Genomic DNA, 20,331 nt, shown 5'->3' with positions numbered 1-20,331 from the left:
CTGGGCACTTTAATAGAGCAATCTAAAGCCTGCTTTATATTTCAGGGAGCGAGCCATGCAGGTGCAGATCGACCAGGCGTCAGACATCGGCCAATACGTTCGCGCTGTGCGCAAGGCGCAGGGCCTGCGCCAGGATGATCTGGCAGCAATGGCGGGTACCAGCCACGTGGTCCTGGGCAATGTGGAGCGGGGCAAGGACACCGTGCAGATCGGCCGGGTGTTCGAATTGCTGCGCCAACTGGGCATTCGCGTGCAGCTTGATCTGCCTGTGGAGCTGCCGCCGCCGGAGCGCGGCTGATGGTGACCGAGATCGAGATCGAACCGCGTCAGCTCGATGTGTGGCTGGAACAACAGCGCATCGGTGAGCTGTACGAGCAGGGCAACCTGTGGGCGTTCCATTACGATCCGGTCTGGCGCGCCACGGGTTTTGACCTGTCGCCGGCCCTGCCGCGCACTGCGGGCGAGATCCAGGACGGTGGCAGCCAGCGTCCCGTGCAGTGGTTCTTCGACAATCTGCTGCCGGAGGAGGGCGGGCGCCAGCTGGTTGCCGCCGATGCCGGTATCAATGCCGCCGACGCATTCGGCCTGCTGCAGCGTTTTGGCCCGGAATCGGCAGGCGCATTGACCTTGTTGTCGCCCGGGCAGCAGTTGCCGCCGCCGGATCTGCGGCCCTTGCCCGATGCCGAGCTCTCGGCACGTATCCAGGCGCTGCCAAGGCAGCCGCTGTCCCATGGCGCGCCAAAGCGCATGTCGCTGGCCGGCGCGCAACACAAACTGGCTGTGGTGTTCGACCACAACCAGCTGTGGGAACCGATCGGGCAGGCCGCCTCCACCCACATCCTCAAGCCAGACCACGAGCAGGTGGATGACTACCCGCACAGCGTGGTCAATGAATGGTTCTGCATGCGTCTGGCTGCCGCTTGCGGCTTGCCGGTACCGGAGGTGCAGGTGCGGCGGGTGCCGGAGCCGGTCTATCTGGTACGTCGCTTCGACCGGGAGGGCGAGGGGCTGCAAGTTCGGCGCCGTTATGCGCTGGATGGCTGCCAGTTGCTATCGCTGGACGCGGCGTTCAAATACCAACAAGCCAGCAGCCTGGCCCTGCGGCAGCTGTTGGGTATCACCCGAACACCGGCAGCTACACGTTTGGCGCTGCTGCGCTGGCAGTTGTTCAATTTCTTTATTGGCAATGCCGACGCCCATCTGAAGAATCTCAGCTTCCTTTGGGGTCAGAACGGCTGGGAGCTGGCGCCGCATTACGACCTGCTCAGCACCGCGGTATACCGGGCACCCGACTGGGGCGCCGAAACCCTGGTGTTCCCGATGGGCAGTGCCGCGCGCTTTGCCGATGTCACCAAGGCGGAGGTTGGGGCGTTTGGCCAGAGCATCGGGATTCCGGTGGGGCTGACCCTGCGGGAGCTGGAACACCTGGCCAAGGACCTGTGGCGGGAAGCGCAGGCACTGTTGCAGGCCTATGAGCAGGGCATCACCCATCAGGTAGATCCGGGTGAGGCGCGGCTGCTGCGGCAAATCGTGTACGGCCCTATCACCGACGCACTGGCCTGGGCTTCCCGATGGAGCCGCCCCTGAGGTGTGCCGCACGTTCAGAGATAATTTAATTAAAAACAATGGCTTGCAACAATTCCGAAATGAGCGGACAGGCGCGTTGCCGGCCTCTCCATGCCCTCCACACCCCCGGCTGGTAGCATGTCTACCCCGTAATCCAAGCGCAGTTCTGTAATGGCCGATTCCAAGAACCCGTCCGTCACCCAAGCCCAGGCCGAAGAGGCCGTGCGCACCCTGTTGCGCTGGGCCGGTGAAGATCCCACCCGCGAAGGCCTGCTCGATACCCCGCGCCGGGTAGCCGAGGCCTATGGCGACTGGTTCAAGGGCTATAACGACGACCCGCGCGAGTACCTGGCCCGCACCTTCGAGGAAGTGGCCGGCTACGACGAGATGATCGTGCTGCGTGACATCGAGTACGAAAGCCACTGCGAGCACCACATGGCGCCGATCATCGGCCGCGTGCATGTCGGCTACGTGCCCAACGGCCGCGTGGTCGGCATCTCCAAGCTGGCGCGTGTGGTCGAGGCCTATGCACGCCGCTTCCAGGTGCAGGAAAAGATGACCGCGCAGATCGCCGACGTTATCCAGGACGTGCTGCAGCCCATGGGCGTGGGCATCGTGGTGGAAGGCGCGCACGAGTGCATGACCACCCGTGGCATCCACAAGCGTGGCGTCAGCATGGTCACCTCGCGCATGCGCGGCACCTTCCACGACGACGCGCGTACCCGCGCCGAGTTCCTGCGTTTCATCGAAGTCGGCCACGCCCGACGCTGAGCCCAGGGAACGCACGCGCTCGATGAAGTACCGCCAACGTATCGCCGGCTACCAGCGTCTGCGCGAGCAGCCGCTATGGAAACTGCTGGCCTCCGACCGTGCGCCGGTGCTGGTGGGCCTGTTGCAGGGCCTGCTGCTGGAAGCGGACCGCCGCATCCCCGGCTCCATCCTCGCCGAACGCCTGCAGCAGCAGCTCGATGCGCTCAATGGCGAGGAGCTGGATGTCGAGCTGCCGCGCACCGCGCAGGCCTATATCGCCTACTGGCTGGCCCAGGGCTGGCTGGTACGGCGCCTGCCCGAGGGTGCGAGCGAGGAGGAATACGAGCTGTCGCGGCAGGCCGTGCAGGCCATCCGCTTCATCGCCGGCGTTGAGCACAATGCCAGCCTGGCCACCGAGAGCCGGCTGGCGATGGTGATGCAGCAGATCTCGCAGCTGGCCCAGCAGACCGAGGCCGATCCGGAAGCACGGCTGGCCGCGTTGAAGGCCGAGCGTGACCGCATCGATGCCGAGATCGCCCAGGTGTCCACCGGCAAGGTCAGTGCGCTGGACGGCAAGCGCGCGCTGGAACGCACCCGCGACGTGATCCGCCTGGCCGATGACCTGGCCGAGGACTTCCGCCGCGTGCGCGATGACTTCGAGCAGCTCAACCGCCGTTTCCGCGAACGCATCATCGACGACGAAGGCGCGCGCGGCGACGTGCTCGACCGCCTGTTCAACGGCGTCGATGTGATTGGCGAGTCCGATGCCGGGCGCAGCTTCCAGGCCTTCTGGGACCTGCTCAACGATCCGCAGCGCAGCGCCGAACTCGACGTTGCGCTGGACACCGTGCTCAACCGGGGCTTCACCCGCAAGCTGGACCGCAACGAGCGCAATTTCCTGCGCAACTTCACCAGCACCCTGCTGGAGCGTGGTGGCCAGGTGCACGAGGTGATGCAGCACTTCGCCCGCAGCCTGCGTGGCTTCGTGCAGAGCCGTGGCTACCTGGAACAGCGCCGCCTCAACCAACTGCTCAAGCAGGCCCAGGGCCAGGCGCTGCAGTTGCGCGACGAAGTGCGGCCGACCGCGCCCACCGGCTTCGTGCTGCCGCTGTCCTCGGCGCGCATCCGCTCGATCGGGCAGTGGCGCCTGCATGACCCGCGCACGCATCAGGTAGACACCTCCATCTATTACGCCGAAGCGGCCGAGATCACCCTCGACAGCGTCGGCGACCTGGTCGCGCAGTCGGAAATCGATGTGCGCACGCTGAAAGACAATCTCTTCATGCTGCTGGGTTCGCGCCCGCGCCTGAGCATCTCGCAGGTATTGCGCGAGCGGCCGGCGCGGCAGGGCCTGGGCAGCGTCATCGGCTATCTCTCCATCGGCACCCGCCATGGCAGGGTGATGACCGACCAACTGGAAACCGTGGAATGGACCGGCGGTGACGGCGTGGTGCGACGCGCCCGCGTGCCGCTGATCTGGTTCCTCAAGGAAAGACGCGATGAACTGGTCTGAGACCGAAACCGAAATGGAAACCGCGCCGGCACCGGCCGCACCGACCTTGAGCGGCGGTGCCCTGTTCGTCGGCGACAGCGGCCGCCTGCCGGTCGATGCACGCCGCGCGCTGTGCCTGTTGCTGGCCGGCCCCAGCGTGGATGCCCAGCGCCAGCCGGCGCAGTGGGCGGCACTGCTGCGCAATGAAGACGAAGTGCGCAGCCTGCTGTGCGAACTGTTCCTGGAGCTGGTACTGGACCGCGACGGCGGCGTTGCCTTCACCCGTCAGTTCGACACCGCCGAACTCGACTCGCCCAACCTGCTGCGCGCCGCACCGCTGACCTTCATCGAGTCGGTGCTGCTGCTGTTCCTGCGCCAGCAGCTGGCCGAAGCCGATACCCGCGGCGAACGCGCGGTGGTGGCCGAGTTCCAGCTGGTGGAAGCGATGAGCATCTACCAGAAGAACGTCTCCACCGACCAGGCCGGCTACGGCAAGCGCGTGGCGGCGGCCATCGCCAAGCTGCGCGAGAACCAGCTGCTGTCCAAGCTGCGCGGCAGCGAGGACCGCTACGAAGTCTCGCCGGCGCTGAAGCTGCTGTTCTCGGCCGAGGACGTGCAGACCCTGGTCGAGGCTTACCGCCAGCTGCGCGACGGCGATGCCGCCACCGAGGCGGTTGCCGATGATGAAGACAACACCAGCGGCACCCCCGCCGAATGATGCCTGGCACCCACGCCACGCTGACCAGAATGACCACCGCCGCGCCTTGCGTGGCGGCTGAAGGATGAGCCGTATGGAAACCACTTCCCACACCCTGCTTCCCAATGCCGCGTTGTTCAACGACCCGGCCAGCGATGCGCGCGCGAACCAGTTCCGCATGCGCCGCCTGCAGGTGCTCAACTGGGGCACGTTCTCCGGCCTGACCGAAGTGCCGATCGCCGAGCGTGGCTTCCTGTTCGTTGGCCGCTCCGGCTCGGGCAAGTCGACCCTGCTCGATGGCATGAGCGCGCTGCTGACGCCGCCCAGCATCGTCGACTTCAACGCCGCCGCACGCGAAGCCGAGCGCTCCGGTCGTGACCGCTCGCTGGTGTCGTATGTGCGTGGTGCCTGGGCCGACCAGCAGGACAGCGAGTCCGGCGAAATCGCCACCCAGTACCTGCGCAAGGGCGCTACCTGGAGTGCGCTGGCGCTGGAATACCTCAACGCCCGCGGCGATGCGGTGTCGATCGTGCGCCTGTTCTGGATTGCCGGCTCCGGCACCTCGGCCAACGATGTGCGCAAGCATTACATGGTGATCCCGCGTCGCTTCGACCTGGCCACCGAGATGGAAGGCTTCGACCTGGACCTGCGCAAGCTGCGCGGCCGCCTGGGCGAGGACGTCGGCCACTTCGACAGCTTCACCGGCTATGCCGAGCGCTTCCGTCATCTGCTGGGCATCGGCAACGACATGGCGCTGCGCCTGCTGCACAAGACCCAGTCGGCCAAGAACCTTGGCGATCTCAATGGCTTCCTGCGGGGCTTCATGCTGGAAGAGCCGCGCACCTTCGAGGCGGCCGATCGCCTGGTCGAAGACTTCGCCGAACTCGATGGCGCCCACCACGCGGTGGTCACCGCCCGCCGCCAGGTTGAAACGCTGACCCCGGCGCGTGATTTCCACCAGGACCTGATGACGCTGCGCAAGGGCGTGGCGACCCTGCGCGACCTGCAGATCGGCATCGACGGCTTCCGCGAGGAAAAGCGCCTGGAGCTGGTCAACGAGCGCCTGAAGGAAGTGGAGATGCTCGACCGCGGCCTGATGGGCGAGGAAGGGCAGCGCCGGCAGTCGCTGGACAACCACGAACTGAAGCTGGTCGAGCTGGAACGCCAGCAGCGCGAGCAGGGCGGTGAACGCGTCGACGAGCTGGAGCGCGAACGCGCCCGCATTGAACGCGAAGTGGAAGAACGCAGTCGCCGCCGCAAGCAGCTGGAAGGTGCCTGCCGCCAACTCGGCATGGTCCTGGCCGAAACCGCCAGCGGCTTCTCCGAACAGGTGGAACAGGCACGTGCGCTGATCGATGGCACCAAGTCCGGCGCCGGTACGGTGGACGACGCCATTGCCGAGCGCATGGCCGAGCGCCGTGATGACGAGAAACGTTTCGCCGCCTTGCGGGTGGAACTGGAATCGCTGAAGGCCGCGCCGAGTTCGATCCCGGCGCCGTTGCAGCAGCTGCGCGCGCGCCTGTGCGATGACACCGGCCTGTCCGAGTCTTCGCTGCCCTTCGTCGGCGAACTGATCCAGGTGCGCGAGGACCAGATCGGCTGGCGCGGTGCCATCGAGCGTGTGCTGCATGGCTTCGCGCAATCGCTGCTGGTCGACGAAAAGAATCACCAGCAGGTCGCCGAGTGGGCCAACCGTACCCACCTGGGTACCAAGCTGGTTTACTTCCGCATCCGCGACAACGAGCTGCTGCACGCACGCGAGCCGGAGAAGCGCTCGCTGATCCACAAGCTGCAGCTGCGCGATCATCCGTATGGCGATTGGGTCTACAACGAGCTGCAGCGTCGTTTCGATTACACCTGCGTGGAAAACGCCGGCCAGCTGCGCAACGAAGACCGCGCGATCACCCGCGAAGGCCAGATCAAGCATCCCGGCGACCGCTACGAGAAGGATGACCGCCACGCGGTCAATGACCGCAAGCGTTGGATGCTGGGCCATGACAACCGCGACAAGCGCCGCGTGTTCGAGCGCGAGGGCCAGGAGCTTGCGCAGCGCATCGCGCGCAGCGAGGCCGACGTGGCGATGCTGCGCAAGCAGCGCGAAAGTGGCCACGAAAAGCAGCTGGCCGCGCATTCGCTGATCGAGCGCGAATGGGACGAGATCGATGTCGGCCCGCGTCTGCAGCGCCTGAGTGATATCGACGAGCAGTTGGTTGACCTGCGCGAAGGCGATAGCGCGTTGGCCCGCATCGGCCAGCAGATCGAACTGACCCGCGGCCTGCGCGACCAGGGCAAGCGCACCTATGAAGATGTGCGCCTGGAACGTGCGCAGTTCTCGCGTGAGCGCGTGCGCCTGGAGCAGCAGCGTGACAACGGCCAGTCGCGCGTTTCCAGTGCGCCGCTGACCGAACAGCAGCGCGAGGGCCTGGAGGCACGCCTGCAGATCCTGCCGGGCTTGAACCTGGAAACGCTGGAAAGCCACTTCCGGGTGATCGAGCGTGGCCTGGCCGAGGAACTGGGTAGCAGCCAGGGCCGCGATGCCAAGTTGACCCAGCACCTGCTGGATTGCTTCCGCAAATACACCCAGCAGTGGCCGGAGGATTCCGGTGACTTCACCGTGTCGCTGACCAGCGCCGACGACTTCCTCGCGCGCCTGACCCGTCTCGAGAGCGACGGCCTGCCGCGCCACGAAGGCCGCTTCTTCGAGCTGCTGCAGACCCAGAGCAAGAACAACCTGCTCGCGCTGCAGCGCCACACCGCCGAAGCGCACAAGGCGATCAAGCAGCGCATGGACGAGGTCAATGCCTCGCTGGAGCAGGTGGCGTTCAACCGCGGCACCGTGCTGGCCATCGACGTGCACGATCGGCGCCTGCCGGAAGTGCAGGATTTCCAGCTGCAGCTGCGTGCGGTGCTGACCCATCAGCAGACCGAGGATCGCTCGCTGGCCGAATCCCAGTTCAACGTGCTGCGCGAGCTGGTGCGTCGTCTTGGCGCGCAGGAGCCGGAGCTGCGCCGCTGGCGCGAGCAGGTGCTGGACGTGCGCCTGCACGTGGAGTTCATCGGTGTCGAACTGGATGCTGAAACCCGCGAGCAGGTTGAGATCTACCGGAGTGGCGCGGGCAAGTCCGGTGGCCAGCGGCAGAAGCTGGCCACGACCTGTCTGGCGGCCGCCTTGCGCTACCAGCTCGGCGGCGAAGACGGCGAACTGCCGCGCTACGCCGCGGTGGTACTGGACGAAGCCTTCGACAAGGCCGACAACGAATTCACCGCGCTGGCGATGAACATCTTCGAGAACTTCGGCTTCCAGATGGTGGTGGCAACACCGCTGAAGTCAGTGATGACGCTGGAGCCGTTCATCGGCGGCGCCTGCTTCGTCGAGATCAGCGGCCGCCATGATTCGGGCGTGTTGCTGATCGAGTACGACGACGCCGGCAACCGCCTGAAGCTGCCGGCGCGCGCACGTGGCGCGATGGCGCAGGCCAGTGCGGAGGACGTGGTGGATGTGCCGAGTGCTGCTGAAGCTGTGACCGCGCCCCTTGCGGCCGCTGAAGCTGAGGGTGACGCGCCGGTTGTTGAAGCTGCGGCGGAGGAAGTGGAAGCCAAGCGTGCAGTGAAGAAAGCTGCGAAGAAGGTTTCGACGAAGAAGAATATTCCGGCCTGACAGCAAGGGCCCCCCTGAAAATCAGGGCACCGAGGCTTTCCCTTCCCCCGCAAGCGGGGGAAGGTGCCCGAAGGGTGGAAGGGGGCGCTTGTGATCCTGCCTGGGCTTTAGCTGCAAACCAGAGCCAGCGCACCCCTCCCCAACCCTCCCCTATGCTGCGCATACGGGAGGGAGGAGTGCACGGCGGCTGCCGCACCGTAGCAATGAAACCCCATCCCTTCTCCCGCTTGCGGGGGAAGGTGCCCGAAGGGCGGATGGGGGGCGCTGTTGATCTTGCTTGGGCTGTTGCATTGAGCCAAAGCAAAAGCACCCCTCCCCAACCCTCCCCTTGGCCTTCGGCCAAAGAGAGGGAGCACAGCAACACCATCGCTGCGCTTGCTACCCTTTGCCCATCTGAAAACACACGCAACGGAGATCAGCATGCATTACGTGGAAATCATCACCGCACTGGTGGTGCTGCAATACCTGTTCTTCGCCGCGATGGTTGGCCGCGCGCGTGGTCGCTATGGGGTCAAGGCACCGGCCGTCACCGGTCACGATGGCTTCGAGCGCATGTACCGCGTGCAGATGAATACCCTGGAATTGATGGTCGCGCTGATCCCGTCGATGCTGATCGCGGCACGCTTCTGGCCGGCCGAGTGGGTGGCAGGCATTGGTGCGGTGTATCTGGTCGGCCGTTTGATCTACTGGCGTGCCTATGTCGGCAAACCCGCCAGCCGCGGTCTTGGCTTCGGACTGTCGATGCTGCCGGTGCTGGTGCTGCTGTTGATGGCGCTCGCTGGCGCGCTGCTGCGCTGAGCAATCCTGCACCTTTCTTCCTGCTTTTTTGTGGGAGCGGTGTAAACCGCGAAGCTCATGGACTCGCAGCTGCAGCCTGGCCTGCAATTGCATTGCTTGCACGGCCTCAGGCATTGCCAGCTTCGCGGTTTACACCGCTCCCACAAGAACAATGCTGAAACCAAGGGAGCCTTACGGCTCCCTTGGTCGTTCTCCAACTCAGAAATCCATGCTGAGCTTGGCGTAGGTGTAGCGGCCGGGCAGGTCGTAGGTGCCCGGGTCATAGCCATTGAGCGTGCAGCTCAGGCAGATCGGTGGGTTCTTGTCGAACACGTTGTTGACGCCAACGCTCACCTTCACGCCCTTCATCCACGCATCGGTACGCCAGCTGATCTGTGCGTCGTGATAGGTGGTGGCGCCCAGCCAATGCTGGTCGGCGACGCTGTCGGTACAGATCGCAAAGCCGTTGGCACCGGCACAGCTTTCGCGCAGCCGGTCGATGTAACGCATCGTCCAGTTCACGTTCCAGTTGTGGAAGTCCCAGTTGGTGGTCAGTGTCGAGCTCCATTCCGGGATCGAGCTGTCACTGACTTCGATGCCCGGGCCCTTCGGCTCGGCTTGCCCGGATTCGTTGATCAGCTCGTAACGCGTCACCCAGGTGGCCTTCCAGTCAAAGCCGAGCTGGCCCCAACCGGTTTCCGGCAGCAGCCAGTGGGCGTTGAAGTCCCAGCCGCTGGTGTTGATGGTGCCCAGATTGGCCAGGATGTCCTCGAAGCGCACAATCTGGCCGCGGTCGTTGCGGGTATAGCTGGCGCAGGCGGTGGCATCACGACTGTCGATGCAACGGTCCATGATGGCCTGCGCATCCGGTGCCTGGATCGCCTTGTCGATGGTGTGGCGGTAGAAGGTCACACCCAGGTCGAGCTTGCTGGCCCAGCTGCTGTCCTCGGCCCAGCTCGGACTCCACACCGCGCCGGCCATGAACGAACGGCTTTCTTCCGGCTCCAGCTCGCGGTTGCCGGAGGTGACCACCGATATCTGTGGATTGGCCTGCTCATAGCCCGGTGGCACGCCATCGGCGACGCATTTGGGCGTGGTGGAGGCGGCGTTGTTGCAGGGGTCGACGATGGTCGCGTCGAATCGGCTCAGGGTGCCGTACAGCTCGCCGATCGACGGTGCGCGGAAGCCCTGCGCGAAGGACATGCGCAGCAGCAGCTCATCGGCCGGCTGCCAGCGCAGGCCGATCTTGCCGGTGCCGGTGCCGCCGAAGGTGGAGTAGTCCGAGTAGCGGCCGGCGATGCTCAGGTCCAGGCTCTTGCCCCAGAAGCCTTCCCGCGCCAACGGCACGTCGAACTCGACATAGGCTTCCTTCACCGAGTAGCTGCCGATGGTCACGCCCGACGGTACGCCGTTGTACTCACCGGCCACGGTGATCGGGTCGGGATGGTATTCGCCCTTGTAGCGGCGCCACTCGGCACCGGCGGCGAAGGACAGCGGGCCCGCCCAGATGTCGAACAGTTCACCGGTGATGTTGGCCGAGCCCAGTGACAGCGTGTTCTTGCTGCGGTCACGCACGATCGGCGAGATCCAGGCCAGCATCTCGGGGGTAATGGTGCCCGGTCCGCCAAACAGGTTCAGCGGCACGCAGCCGGCAATCGCGGCACAGGCCGCCGGGTCGCCCAGGGCCTGGTTGATGTGCTTGATGTTGTAACTGCCGGTGTTGGTCTGGGTGGCCTTGCTCTCACTCGACATCACGTTGACGTCCCAGTTCCAGGTGCGCTGGTTGACCTCGAATACACCATCCAGCCCGCCGGCGGCATACCAGGTTTTGACGTCCTGCTCGTAGCGGCGCGGACCGCCTTCGACAGGGCGTCGGCCGATCAGGAACAGGTTGGGGTTGGCCCCCATCGTAGTCAGGTCGAAGCCGAACGGGTTGTAGGGATTGTTGGCCGAGATCACCAGTTTGGTCTCGGCCCAATCGTTGTAGACACCGGCATCGGTGCCGAGGAAGAACGGTTCCGGCGCAGCCTGGTTGGCCGATTCGCGCTCGCTGTACAAGCCACGGAACCAGCCGCTGATGTTCGGGGTGAATTCAAAGCGCACCTGGCCGAACACCGACTTGCGCTCGTTCGGGGTCAGCAGCAGGTTGTTGGGGGCGAAGTTGTAGCGGTCTGCGGTGGTGAAGCAGTGGTAGTCATCTGTGCGGGTACAGCCGGTCTGGCTGGGGTCGAATACCGGATTGGTGACGCCACTGTTGGAGGTGATGTTGTAGGTGTTGCCACTGGGGTCGGCGAACACCAGGCGACCCTGCGGGGTGGCCGAGCTGCCGTTGGCCAGACCGGTGCCCGGTACCGGCACCGTGGCCCATTCGTATTCCCGGGAGGAGATTTCCTTCTGCTTGAACCACGAGGCGCCGACAATCCATTGCGCGCGCTCGCTGCTGCCGCCAAAGCTCAGGTCGATGCTGCTGGTATCACCGCCCTTGAGGTTGTAGTCGCCATACTGCACCTCGACATGGCCGCCTTCGGCGCCCTTCTTGGTGATGATGTTGACCACGCCGGCAATCGCGTCCGAACCGTAGATCGAGGAGGCGCCGTCTTCCAGCACTTCGATGCGATCCACGATCGCCAGCGGAATGGTGTTCAAGTCCACCGACGAGCCCACGCCCGAGCCGGAGGATTCATTGACCCAGCGGATGCCGTCCACCAGTACCAGCACGCGCTTGGGTCCGAGGTGACGCAGGTCCACCGTGGCCGCGCCGGCGCCGACACCGCCGCCATCGGGAGGAAAGCCGAAGTTGCCGCTGGAGTTGAGCTTGGTGCTCAATGACGCGCCGCTGGCGGTGAGGTGCTGGACCACGTCGGCGACCGAACTGTAACCGGTACGTTCGATGCTCTCGCGGGTAAGTACCTGCACCGGGACCTGGGTTTCCAGTTCGGCTTTCTTGATGCGGGTACCCGTGACTTGAATGCTGTCCAGGGTCTTGGGGGCGGTGTCGGGGGCCTGTTGCGCGAAGGCCGCGCCGGGCAGCAGACACAATAATGACAAGCGGACAGCGCAGCTGAGGCGGCGCGGGCGTAGCGGTAACAACGTCATCGGAATGCTCCTGGTGATTGCCGGACTACGTGCCCGCCACCATGACGGGCGTAGCCGATTTGTAAGCAATTCGTTAGGCGCAGACAAGCGGAGACGTCTCAACGCGGACCTGAATCCGCGTAATGAAACTGCAGTTACATCAATTCATCGCGATGAATAGCCGCCATCGACCAGGTGGTAGCTCCCGGTAATGAACGAGGCTTTGTCCGGCAACAGGAAACAGGTCATTGCAGCCACTTCCTCGGCCGTACCCAATCGTCCGAGCGGGTGCAGTGCGACCAGGCCGGCATGGCTTCGCTCGTCCATGCCCTGCAGCAGCGGTGTATCGATGAAACCCGGGCCCACCGCATTGATCCGCAGCCCGCGCGCGGAGTATTCCAGCGCCGCGCTCTTGGTCATGCCGATCAGCGCGTGTTTGGCGGCCACGTAAGCAGCGGCGCCGGCCCAGCCATTGCTGCCCAGGATCGAGGCCATGTTGACCACGGCACCGCCGCCGCTGGCCAGGATCGCGGGTATCTCATACTTCATCGAATAGAACACGCCGTGCAGGTTGACCCCGAGCACGCGGTGCCATTCTTCCAGCGGGTAATCGGCGGTCTGCAGGCTGGCACCGCTGATGCCGGCATTGTTCACCGCCAGGTGCAGGCCGCCGAAGCGTTCGTTGCAGGTGTTGACCATCAGCCGCACCGCATCCGGGTCGCTGACATCCACCTGCAGGGCCTGGACCTGCGGACCCAGTGACATCGCCACCGCGGTGGCGGCATCGCCGTCGATATCGGCGGCCATCACCTGCGCGCCGCGCGCGGCCAGTTGCCGCACCACTGCTTCGCCGATGCCGGAGGCGGCACCGGCAACCAGCGCAATGCGGCCGGCAAAATCGTATTGCATGGAAAGCTTCCACAGCTGCGGTCATTCCGCATGTGATCAGCGTCGCGCTTTTCCCGCGCATGCGCATTGCGTGGAATCAATCCAGTGCAGCGGCCGGCCTGCCGCGTGGCTGCGTTGTCGTGCCGGCATGCTGCTCAGGATGGGTGTGCAGCGGCACGAATGCACTCAACTCCGCCGCCCGCATCGGCCGGCCAAAGAAGTAACCCTGCCCATAGATCACCCCCTTGTTGCGGAAGAAGTCGGCCTGCTCCTGGGTCTCGATGCCTTCCACCAGGGTCTGCATGCCCAGGCTGCGTGCCAGTTCGATGATGTGGGTGGCGACCTGGCTGGTGACCGCCTCGGTGCAGGCGGTGGAGGTGAAACTCTTGTCCACCTTGAGGATGTCGAAGCGATAGGTGGTCAGGTAGGCGAGGCTGGAATAGCCGGTGCCGAAGTCATCGATGGCGATCTCGATGCCCAGTGCATGGATCGCTGCCACCACGTCCTGTGCACTGGCTTCCTCCAGCAGGCCACGTTCGGTGGCTTCGACCACGAAGCGGCCATTGCCGGGACCGATGGCGCGTTGCATGTCCGCCAGCAGCTGGGGAGTGTCCATCGACTGCAGGTCGCGCGGCGACAGGTTCACGCCGAGGCGGAAGCCCGGGTACTGGCGGAAGAAGCCGCTCAGGTCCTTGACCACCAGTTCCAGCACCCGCCGGGTAACCAGCTGGATCAATCCGGCATCCTCGGCAAACGGGATGAAGCGGTCCGGTGGTACCACGGTGCCGTCTTCGTGCTGCCAACGCAGCAATGCCTCGGCACCGATGCAGGTGTCGTCCTGCAGGCAGAACACCGGCTGGTACATCAGGAAGAAGTGCCCCTTGTTGATCGCGCGCAGCAACTCGGCGCGGGTCGACCATTGGCGGCGGATCATCACCAGCGCCATGCCCAGGACCGCCAGCCCGGCGATGATGCCGATCGGAATGAACCAATGGGCAAACTGCGCCATGCGCGCATTGATCGCCGCCAGGGGCGTGGCCACGATTACCCCGGTGCCACCGGGACGCAGCAGCCTGCGCACCACCAGGTAGCCCGACTCGGTATCGGTGAAGTGGCCGTCGTTGTCCTTGTCCATGGTCGCCGTGGTCCAGCGCTGTGGCAGTGCGCCGTGACGCGCGGTGTAGCGGCCATCAACGCTGTTGAACAGAGCCAGTGAAAGGTCCGGACGGGCGAAGGGTGCGATCAAGCCATCCGGGTAGATCAGCAACGCATAGCCGTCCTTTTCCAGCACCACGTATTCCCGCCCGGGCAAGCCGGGCACCTGCACCTGCGTGTAGACGCGGACACCGTCGAGCGCGCGCGATGTTTGGGGGCCCAGCACGATCTGCTGCATCAGCAGGCCACCGGAGGAGCAGATCACCTTGCCCTGTTCGAGGTACAGCGTACTTTTGACGATCTGCGAACTGATCCCGAAGCGCTGCATGCGCAGCAGCCCGGCCGGGCTGCAGGGAGCGTCGCCGCTGCTGCGCATTTCCGCGCGCAGGCGTTCGATCACGTCGATGGTGCTGCCGACCTGGCGGCTGATGCTCGCCGAGACGTCATCGAGCAGCACGTATTTTTCGCGGATCGCCTGTTTGCGTGCCTGATGCAGCGAGTACAGCACCGGCACACAGGCAAGTATCGCGGCGGCGAGCAGCAACAATGCAGCGATCTGGTATCGATTCTTCATGGTGGCGCCATCCCCAGGTTGGCTTCTTACGGCGCCACTATGTGATGTACGTCAAGAATTTCCAGTGAGGAAGATTTAGCTATGTGCAGGCGGGTCTTCACGCCGGGCGGAAGGTGTCCCAGGCCATGCGTGCGATCAGCACCACCACCAGCACCACAAAAAGCTTGCGGATCAATGGCGTGCCGCCGCGCAGGGCGAGCCGGGTGCCGGTCACCGCACCCAGGATGTTGGCCGCCGCCATTGGCACGGCGAGTGCCAGCAACACGTTTCCGCTGGGCACGAAGAACGACAATGCCGCCACATTGGTTGCCAGATTGACCACTTTGGAGGCGGCCGAGGCGCGCAGGAAGTCCAGCCCGAAAAACCGCACGAACAGGAAGATCAGGAAGCTGCCGGTGCCGGGTCCGAAGAAACCATCGTAGAAGCCGATGACGCCGCCCATCGCCAGCGCGATCAGCAACTCACGGCGCCCGACCTCGCGCGGCCGGTGCAGTGCACCGAAATCCTTCTTGGCCAGCGTATAGCCCAGCATCACGATCAGCAGGGTCAATACGAGCGGCCGCACCGCCTCCTTGGACAGCAGGGTCACCGCGGTGGCACCCAGGAAGGAGAACGCAAACGCCGCAGCGGCTGCCAACAGCACCGGCCGCCACGGGAAGCGCACCGCGCGCGCATAGCGCAGCGCCGACGCGCCGGTACCGAACACCGAGCTGAACTTGTTGGTGCCCAGCAAGGCCGCCGGTGTCTGCTGAGGCAGGGCAGTGAACAAACCCGGCAACTGGATCAGGCCGCCACCACCGACCGCCGCATCCACCAGCCCCGCGATGAAGGCGATGACCAGCAACCAGGGCAGTTCGGGTGGGATCAACTCCAGCATGGCAACTCCGGCGCAGGGCGCGACAGCATACGCTCAGTGCAGCGGCGCATCGCTTGGAACGGCGCCGTGTGTGGATGAAAATGGAAGCATGCAGATATCTCCCACGTCTCCCTGCCCCTGCGGCCGGAACCAGACCTATGCCGCCTGCTGTGGCCGCTACCACGCCGGCCAGGCCGCAGCGGATGCCGAGTCGCTGATGCGCTCGCGCTACAGCGCCTATGTGCTCAAGGACATTGCCTACCTGCTCGCCAGCTGGCACCCCGACACCCGCCCAGCCACGCTCTCGCTGGAAGACGCCCCTGGCCAACGCACGCAATGGCTGGGTCTGAGCGTGCAGCGCCATGCAGCAACCGGCGAAGACACCGCCGAGGTCGTGTTCACCGCCCGTTACCGCGTAGGCGGCGGCAGCGCGGTGAAGATGGTCGAACACAGTCGCTTCCAGCGTATCGACGGCCGCTGGTACTACCTGGACGCCGCCGGCTGAAGCACCCGGTGTCCCAGCACCGCGAAGGGAGGGCGGCGGGTTTCGCGTGGTAGAGCCGAGCCACGCTCGGCTGGGCTCTAGCGGTGAAGCCCCTGCCGAGCATGGCTCGGCACTACCGCTCCCTCCCTTGCGCGCAGCGCAGGGGAGGGCTGGGGAGGGGTGCCTTTGGCTCTTCGCAGCCCTCAACCATCCCCAGCTTCGCGGCTCACGCCGCTCCCACAACCAAACAAAACCGGCCGCAACCACATACCCGCAGCGCTTATCATCAAGCTCCAGTGCAAGGAGCGTATGGATGAACCCGATCAACCTGCTGCGTGCAGGCACCACGATGGCAGCGCTGACGCTGGCACTTTCCGCCAACGCCGCAGTCACCGACTTCGGCAGCTGTGGTGCCTCACTCAAGAGCGCCGCCATTGCCCAGGGCATCAGCGGCGAAAAATTTGATCAGGTCTTCAGCAACATCACCCCCGACCTGAGCGTGCTGCCGCTGCTCGACGCGCAGCCCGAGTTCACCACCCCCATCTGGGACTACCTCGCCTCGCTGGTCGACAGCCGCCGCGTCAACGATGGCCGCGCGCTGCTCACTCAGCACCGCGCGCTGCTGGACCAGGTCAGCGCCCAGTACGGTGTCGATCCAGCCACCATCGTCGCGGTGTGGGGTGTGGAGAGCGATTACGGTCGCGTGTTCGGCAAGCGCCCACTGCTGCAGTCGCTGGCGACCCTGTCCTGCAACGGTCGCCGCCAGCCTTTCTTCAAAGGCGAACTGCTGGCCCTGCTCAAACTGATCGACAAGGGTGATTTGAATCCCGCCGGCCTGACCGGCTCCTGGGCAGGTGCCTTCGGCCACACCCAGTTCATGCCGTCCACCTATGCCCGCATCGCCGTGGATGGCGATGGCGACGGGCGTCGTGACCTGGTCGCCAGCATTCCCGATGCACTGGCCTCTACTGCCAATTACCTCAAGCAATCCGGTTGGCGCACCGGCCAGCCCTGGGGCGTGGAAGTCCGCATCCCGGCCAATTTCAATGCCGCACTCGCAGGCCGCACCAAGCGCAAACCGCTGGCCGACTGGCGCGCGCTGGGCATCACCCTGGCCGATGGCAAGCCGCTGCAGGTATCGGCCATCGCCGACGACGGCAATGCCGCCCTGCTGTTGCCCGCCGGTGCCAAGGGCCCGGCCTTGCTGGTGTTCCGCAATTACGACGCGATCTATTCCTACAACGCCGCCGAGAGCTACGCATTGGCGATCGCCACCCTGGCCGACCGCCTGCGCGGCGGCAGCGGTCTGAGTGCGGCCTGGCCCACCGATGACCCCGGCATCGGCCGCGACGAGCGTCGCGAGCTGCAGACCCTGCTGCTCGCGCGCGGCCACGATATCGGCAGCGCCGATGGCATGGTCGGTACCGCCACCCGCCGCGCCATCCAGGTCGAGCAGCAGCGCCTCGGCTGGAAGAACGCAGACGGCCGTGCCGGCACCCGCATCCTGCAGGCGCTGCGCAACGCCAAACCGGCGCAGCCCACCGCGTTCCAGCTGCCGCCCAACTACCCGCAACTTGTCCAATCACCGATCGTACGGAGCAGCGTTTCAATGAAGGATGTGCAGGGCCTGAGCACAGGCGACTTCAAGGGTTTCACCGCCTGGAAGGTGGAAACCCCGTTCTCCACCGCGGCCATCAGCGTGTTCGGTGGGCAGTTGCTGTCCTTCGTGCCCAGTGGCGGCCAGGACGTGATGTGGCTTTCGCCCAGCGCCAAGCAACCACCCACGCCCATCCGCGGTGGTGCGCCGGTGTGCTGGCCGTACTTCTCGCGGCAGGGGCAGGGCAGTGACGTGCCTGCGCATGGTTTCGTGCGTACCGTCGCCTGGGAGCTGCGCGATGCCCGCCGCGAAGCCGATGGCAGCGTGGTGGTGACTCTTGCACCGCCACCGATGGACAACCTCGGCCTACGCCTGCAGATGGTGGTGCGCATCGGCCGCACCCTGCAGCAGGAGCTGATCACCGAGAACACCGGCAGCCAGGCGCAGACCTTCACCCAGGCCCTGCACAACTACTTCAATGTCAGTGATGCCCTGAAGGTGGATGTCACCGGACTGGACGGGCTCACCTACCTGGACAAGCTCGACAACGGCAATGCCCATGTGCAGAAGGGCGACTGGAACCTGCGTGATCCGCGTGATCCCGGCCGCAGCGACCGCCTCTACACCCAGGCCGGCGGCCATTACGTGCTGCGCGACCCGGGCTTCAAGCGGGCCATCGACATCAGCACCAGTGGCAGCCGCACCGCCGTGGTCTGGAATGCCGGCGAAGCCGGTGCCGCGAAGATGGACGACATCGGCGCAGCGTGGCGCAACTACGTCTGCGTGGAGGCTGCCAACGCCGGCCCGGACGTGATCGAGCTGGCACCCGGCGGACGCCACACCCTCAAGCAGGTGTTCGAAGTGAAGCCGCTCTGAGCCTGGAAGCCCCTCTCCCATCGGGAGAGGGGTTGGGGAGAGGGTAGGCGGAACTCGTTACCGCTTGACTGCGGCAGTGGTGTCGCCCGCTACCAATCAACGTCGCAGTACCAGCAAGGTGATCACGCCGGCCACCAGCCCCCAGAACGCAGAACCAATGCCGGCCATCGACAATCCCGACGCCGTTACCAGGAAAGTGACCAGCGCCGGCTCGCGCTCGGCCTCTTCCTTCAATGCCACGGCCAGACTGTTGCCGATGGTGCCAAGCAAGGCGATACCGGCCAGCGTCGCGATCAGTTCCTTGGGGAAGGCCGCAAACACGGCCGCCACGGTCGCCCCGAACAAGCCGATCACGATATAGAACACACCGGCACTCACTGCTGCAGTGTAGCGCCGCGCCGGATCCTCATGCACATCCCTGCCCATGCAGATCGCCGCAGTGATCGCGGCCAGGTTCAAGGCATAGCCACCGAACGGCGCCAGTGCCGTGTTGACCACGCCGATCCAGCCGATCACCGGCGATATCGGCGCGTCATAACCCGAGGCCTTCAACACCGCCACGCCCGGCACGTTCTGCGAGGCCACGGTCACGATGAACAAGGGCAGGGCAATGCCGAACAGCGCCGCCCAGGACAGCGTTGGTAGGGTGAACACAGGCAGCGCCATCTGCAGCTGCACCTGTTCCATGTGCATCAAGCCCTTGCCACTGGCGAGCGCCACGCCGACCAGCAGTGTTGCAATCACCGCATAGCGCGGCAACCAGCGTCGCCCCACCAGATAGGTGGCAAACATCAGCAGCACCAGCAATGGCTGGGTGTTCACCGATACAAAGACATCCAGGCCAAAGCGCAGCAGCACCCCTGCCAACATGCCCGAGGCCAGCGACACCGGAATCCGCCGCATCGCCTTCTCGAATACGCCCGAGAACCCGGCCACGGCGCCCATCACGGCAGCCAGCACGAAGGCGCCGATCGCATCGGACAGCGGCAGCGTGGTCGCCCCGACCACCAGCATCGCCGCGCCCGGGGTAGACCAGGCCGTCACCACCGGCATCCGGTAACGCAATGACAGACCAATACAGGTCACGCCCATGCCGATGCCCAGTGCCCACATCCACGACGCAATCTCGGCCTGCCCGGCACCTACGGCCTGCGCGGCCTGGAATACGATCACCGCCGAGCTGGCAAAGCCCACCAGCACGGTAATGAAGCCGGCAACCACGGCAGGCAACGAAAGATCACGAAAGAACGAACGCGGAGCCGGATTGGTCATCTATATGGAGGTGCAACGGATCAACCCGCATTGTGGCCCAGCAAGCCGCTCTACGGTCCCAGTAAAGGTAGACGGAGTAGTAAGCCCCTCTCCCGTTTACGGGAGAGGGGTTGGGGTGAGGGCAGCTCTTCGCCCTGAAGCTGGGCAGCGCCCAACCAGGTGAACCGAGCGTTCCGCACTACCCGCCCAGCAAGGCATCGACCCTTGCTCCAGATCTGGCTACCAGGAAGCAGTGGGGCGGCAAAAGAGCGAAAGCAAGCTCAAGGCACCGCCGCACTTTGCCAACTCTGGCCCCAGCCGCCAATTTGCCGCTCTGCAACAAAAAGTGATTGCGGTTTTCACAAAGATGTCTAGAATCCACCTCCTCGCTTCACGGCGCCGATCACGCAAGTGGCCGGAACCCAACAGCGACGTCAGCAACCTCGAAACAGGGTGTTGACGGAAACAAAAAGCCTGCCATAATAGGCGGCTCGCTTCGACGAAAAGCCTTCGGGCTCAACCTTGAAGCCGCCGAGTCAACAGCCTCTCAAAAAGGTGTTGACGAAGCAGAAAAGCCGGCTATAATGGGCGGCTCGCTACGACGGAAACGTCGCAGCCTACGAAGAAGGCGCTGA

13 protein-coding genes and 1 pseudogene are annotated in these 20,331 nt (G+C 64.9%); 9 read left to right on the top strand and 5 right to left on the bottom strand.

Annotated features, from left to right (window positions below):
* Window positions 1–55: 55 nt before the first annotated feature.
* The 7 genes and pseudogenes from RT131_RS15620 (at window position 56) to RT131_RS15590 (ending at window position 8,961) form a co-directional block, all read left to right on the top strand.
* Window positions 56–298: a helix-turn-helix domain-containing protein gene (locus RT131_RS15620; protein WP_312370033.1), complete on the top strand. Its 243-nt coding sequence runs from the start codon at window positions 56–58 to the stop codon at window positions 296–298.
* Window positions 298–1,587, top strand: coding sequence for a HipA domain-containing protein (locus RT131_RS15615; RefSeq protein ID WP_313173705.1), 1,290 nt, complete (start codon window positions 298–300; stop codon window positions 1,585–1,587). Before RT131_RS15620 ends, RT131_RS15615 begins: the two co-directional genes overlap by 1 nt.
* Window positions 1,588–1,737: 150 nt before the next feature.
* Window positions 1,738–2,337, top strand: a complete 600-nt coding sequence (gene folE / locus RT131_RS15610; RefSeq protein WP_293712024.1) for a GTP cyclohydrolase I FolE — start codon at window positions 1,738–1,740, stop codon at window positions 2,335–2,337.
* A 22-nt stretch (window positions 2,338–2,359) separates the two neighbouring features.
* Entirely contained in the window at window positions 2,360–3,829 is a 1,470-nt protein-coding gene (locus tag RT131_RS15605; RefSeq protein ID WP_313173704.1) for a DUF3375 domain-containing protein, read from the top strand.
* A 13-nt stretch (window positions 3,830–3,842) separates the two neighbouring features.
* Complete coding sequence (locus RT131_RS15600; RefSeq protein ID WP_313173753.1) at window positions 3,843–4,526, top strand: DUF4194 domain-containing protein; 684 nt, start codon at window positions 3,843–3,845, stop codon at window positions 4,524–4,526.
* A gap of 73 nt (window positions 4,527–4,599) precedes the next feature.
* Window positions 4,600–7,968: pseudogene (locus RT131_RS15595) on the top strand (SbcC/MukB-like Walker B domain-containing protein); the annotation flags it as partial.
* A 615-nt stretch (window positions 7,969–8,583) separates the two neighbouring features.
* On the top strand, window positions 8,584–8,961 hold the full coding sequence (locus RT131_RS15590; protein WP_313173703.1) for an MAPEG family protein: 378 nt from the start codon (window positions 8,584–8,586) through the stop codon (window positions 8,959–8,961).
* Between the two features lie 198 nt (window positions 8,962–9,159).
* Here the strand turns inward: RT131_RS15590 and RT131_RS15585 are convergent, their stop codons facing one another.
* From RT131_RS15585 to RT131_RS15570, 4 genes are all read right to left on the bottom strand, one after another.
* Entirely contained in the window at window positions 9,160–12,036 is a 2,877-nt protein-coding gene (locus RT131_RS15585) for a TonB-dependent receptor (RefSeq protein WP_313173702.1), read from the bottom strand.
* Window positions 12,037–12,180: 144 nt separating this feature from the next.
* On the bottom strand, window positions 12,181–12,924 hold the full coding sequence (locus RT131_RS15580) for an SDR family NAD(P)-dependent oxidoreductase (RefSeq protein WP_313173701.1): 744 nt from the start codon (window positions 12,922–12,924) through the stop codon (window positions 12,181–12,183).
* 76 nt (window positions 12,925–13,000) lie between these two features.
* Window positions 13,001–14,632 carry an EAL domain-containing protein gene (locus RT131_RS15575; RefSeq protein WP_313173700.1) on the bottom strand — a complete coding sequence of 544 codons (1,632 nt, stop codon included), beginning with the start codon at window positions 14,630–14,632 and terminating at the stop codon, window positions 13,001–13,003.
* Window positions 14,633–14,729: 97 nt separating this feature from the next.
* Window positions 14,730–15,509, bottom strand: a complete 780-nt coding sequence (locus tag RT131_RS15570) for a TSUP family transporter (protein ID WP_313173699.1) — start codon at window positions 15,507–15,509, stop codon at window positions 14,730–14,732.
* A gap of 88 nt (window positions 15,510–15,597) precedes the next feature.
* Here RT131_RS15570 and RT131_RS15565 point away from each other — a divergent pair, with 88 nt between their 5' ends.
* Entirely contained in the window at window positions 15,598–15,993 is a 396-nt protein-coding gene (locus RT131_RS15565; protein WP_313173698.1) for a YchJ family metal-binding protein, read from the top strand.
* 328 nt (window positions 15,994–16,321) lie between these two features.
* Complete coding sequence (locus tag RT131_RS15560) at window positions 16,322–18,445, top strand: lytic murein transglycosylase (protein ID WP_313173752.1); 2,124 nt, start codon at window positions 16,322–16,324, stop codon at window positions 18,443–18,445.
* A gap of 96 nt (window positions 18,446–18,541) precedes the next feature.
* Here RT131_RS15560 and RT131_RS15555 read toward each other — a convergent pair whose 3' ends face one another.
* The gene (locus RT131_RS15555; RefSeq protein WP_313173697.1) at window positions 18,542–19,717 is read right to left on the bottom strand and encodes a benzoate/H(+) symporter BenE family transporter; all 1,176 of its coding nucleotides are present in this window, start codon (window positions 19,715–19,717) and stop codon (window positions 18,542–18,544) included.
* Window positions 19,718–20,331 lie beyond the last annotated feature (614 nt).

Origin of the sequence: Stenotrophomonas sp., from assembly GCF_032066555.1 — a bacterium.
Classification (GTDB): Bacteria; Pseudomonadota; Gammaproteobacteria; order Xanthomonadales; family Xanthomonadaceae; genus Stenotrophomonas.
This window is presented reverse-complemented; position numbering and strand designations above follow the sequence as displayed.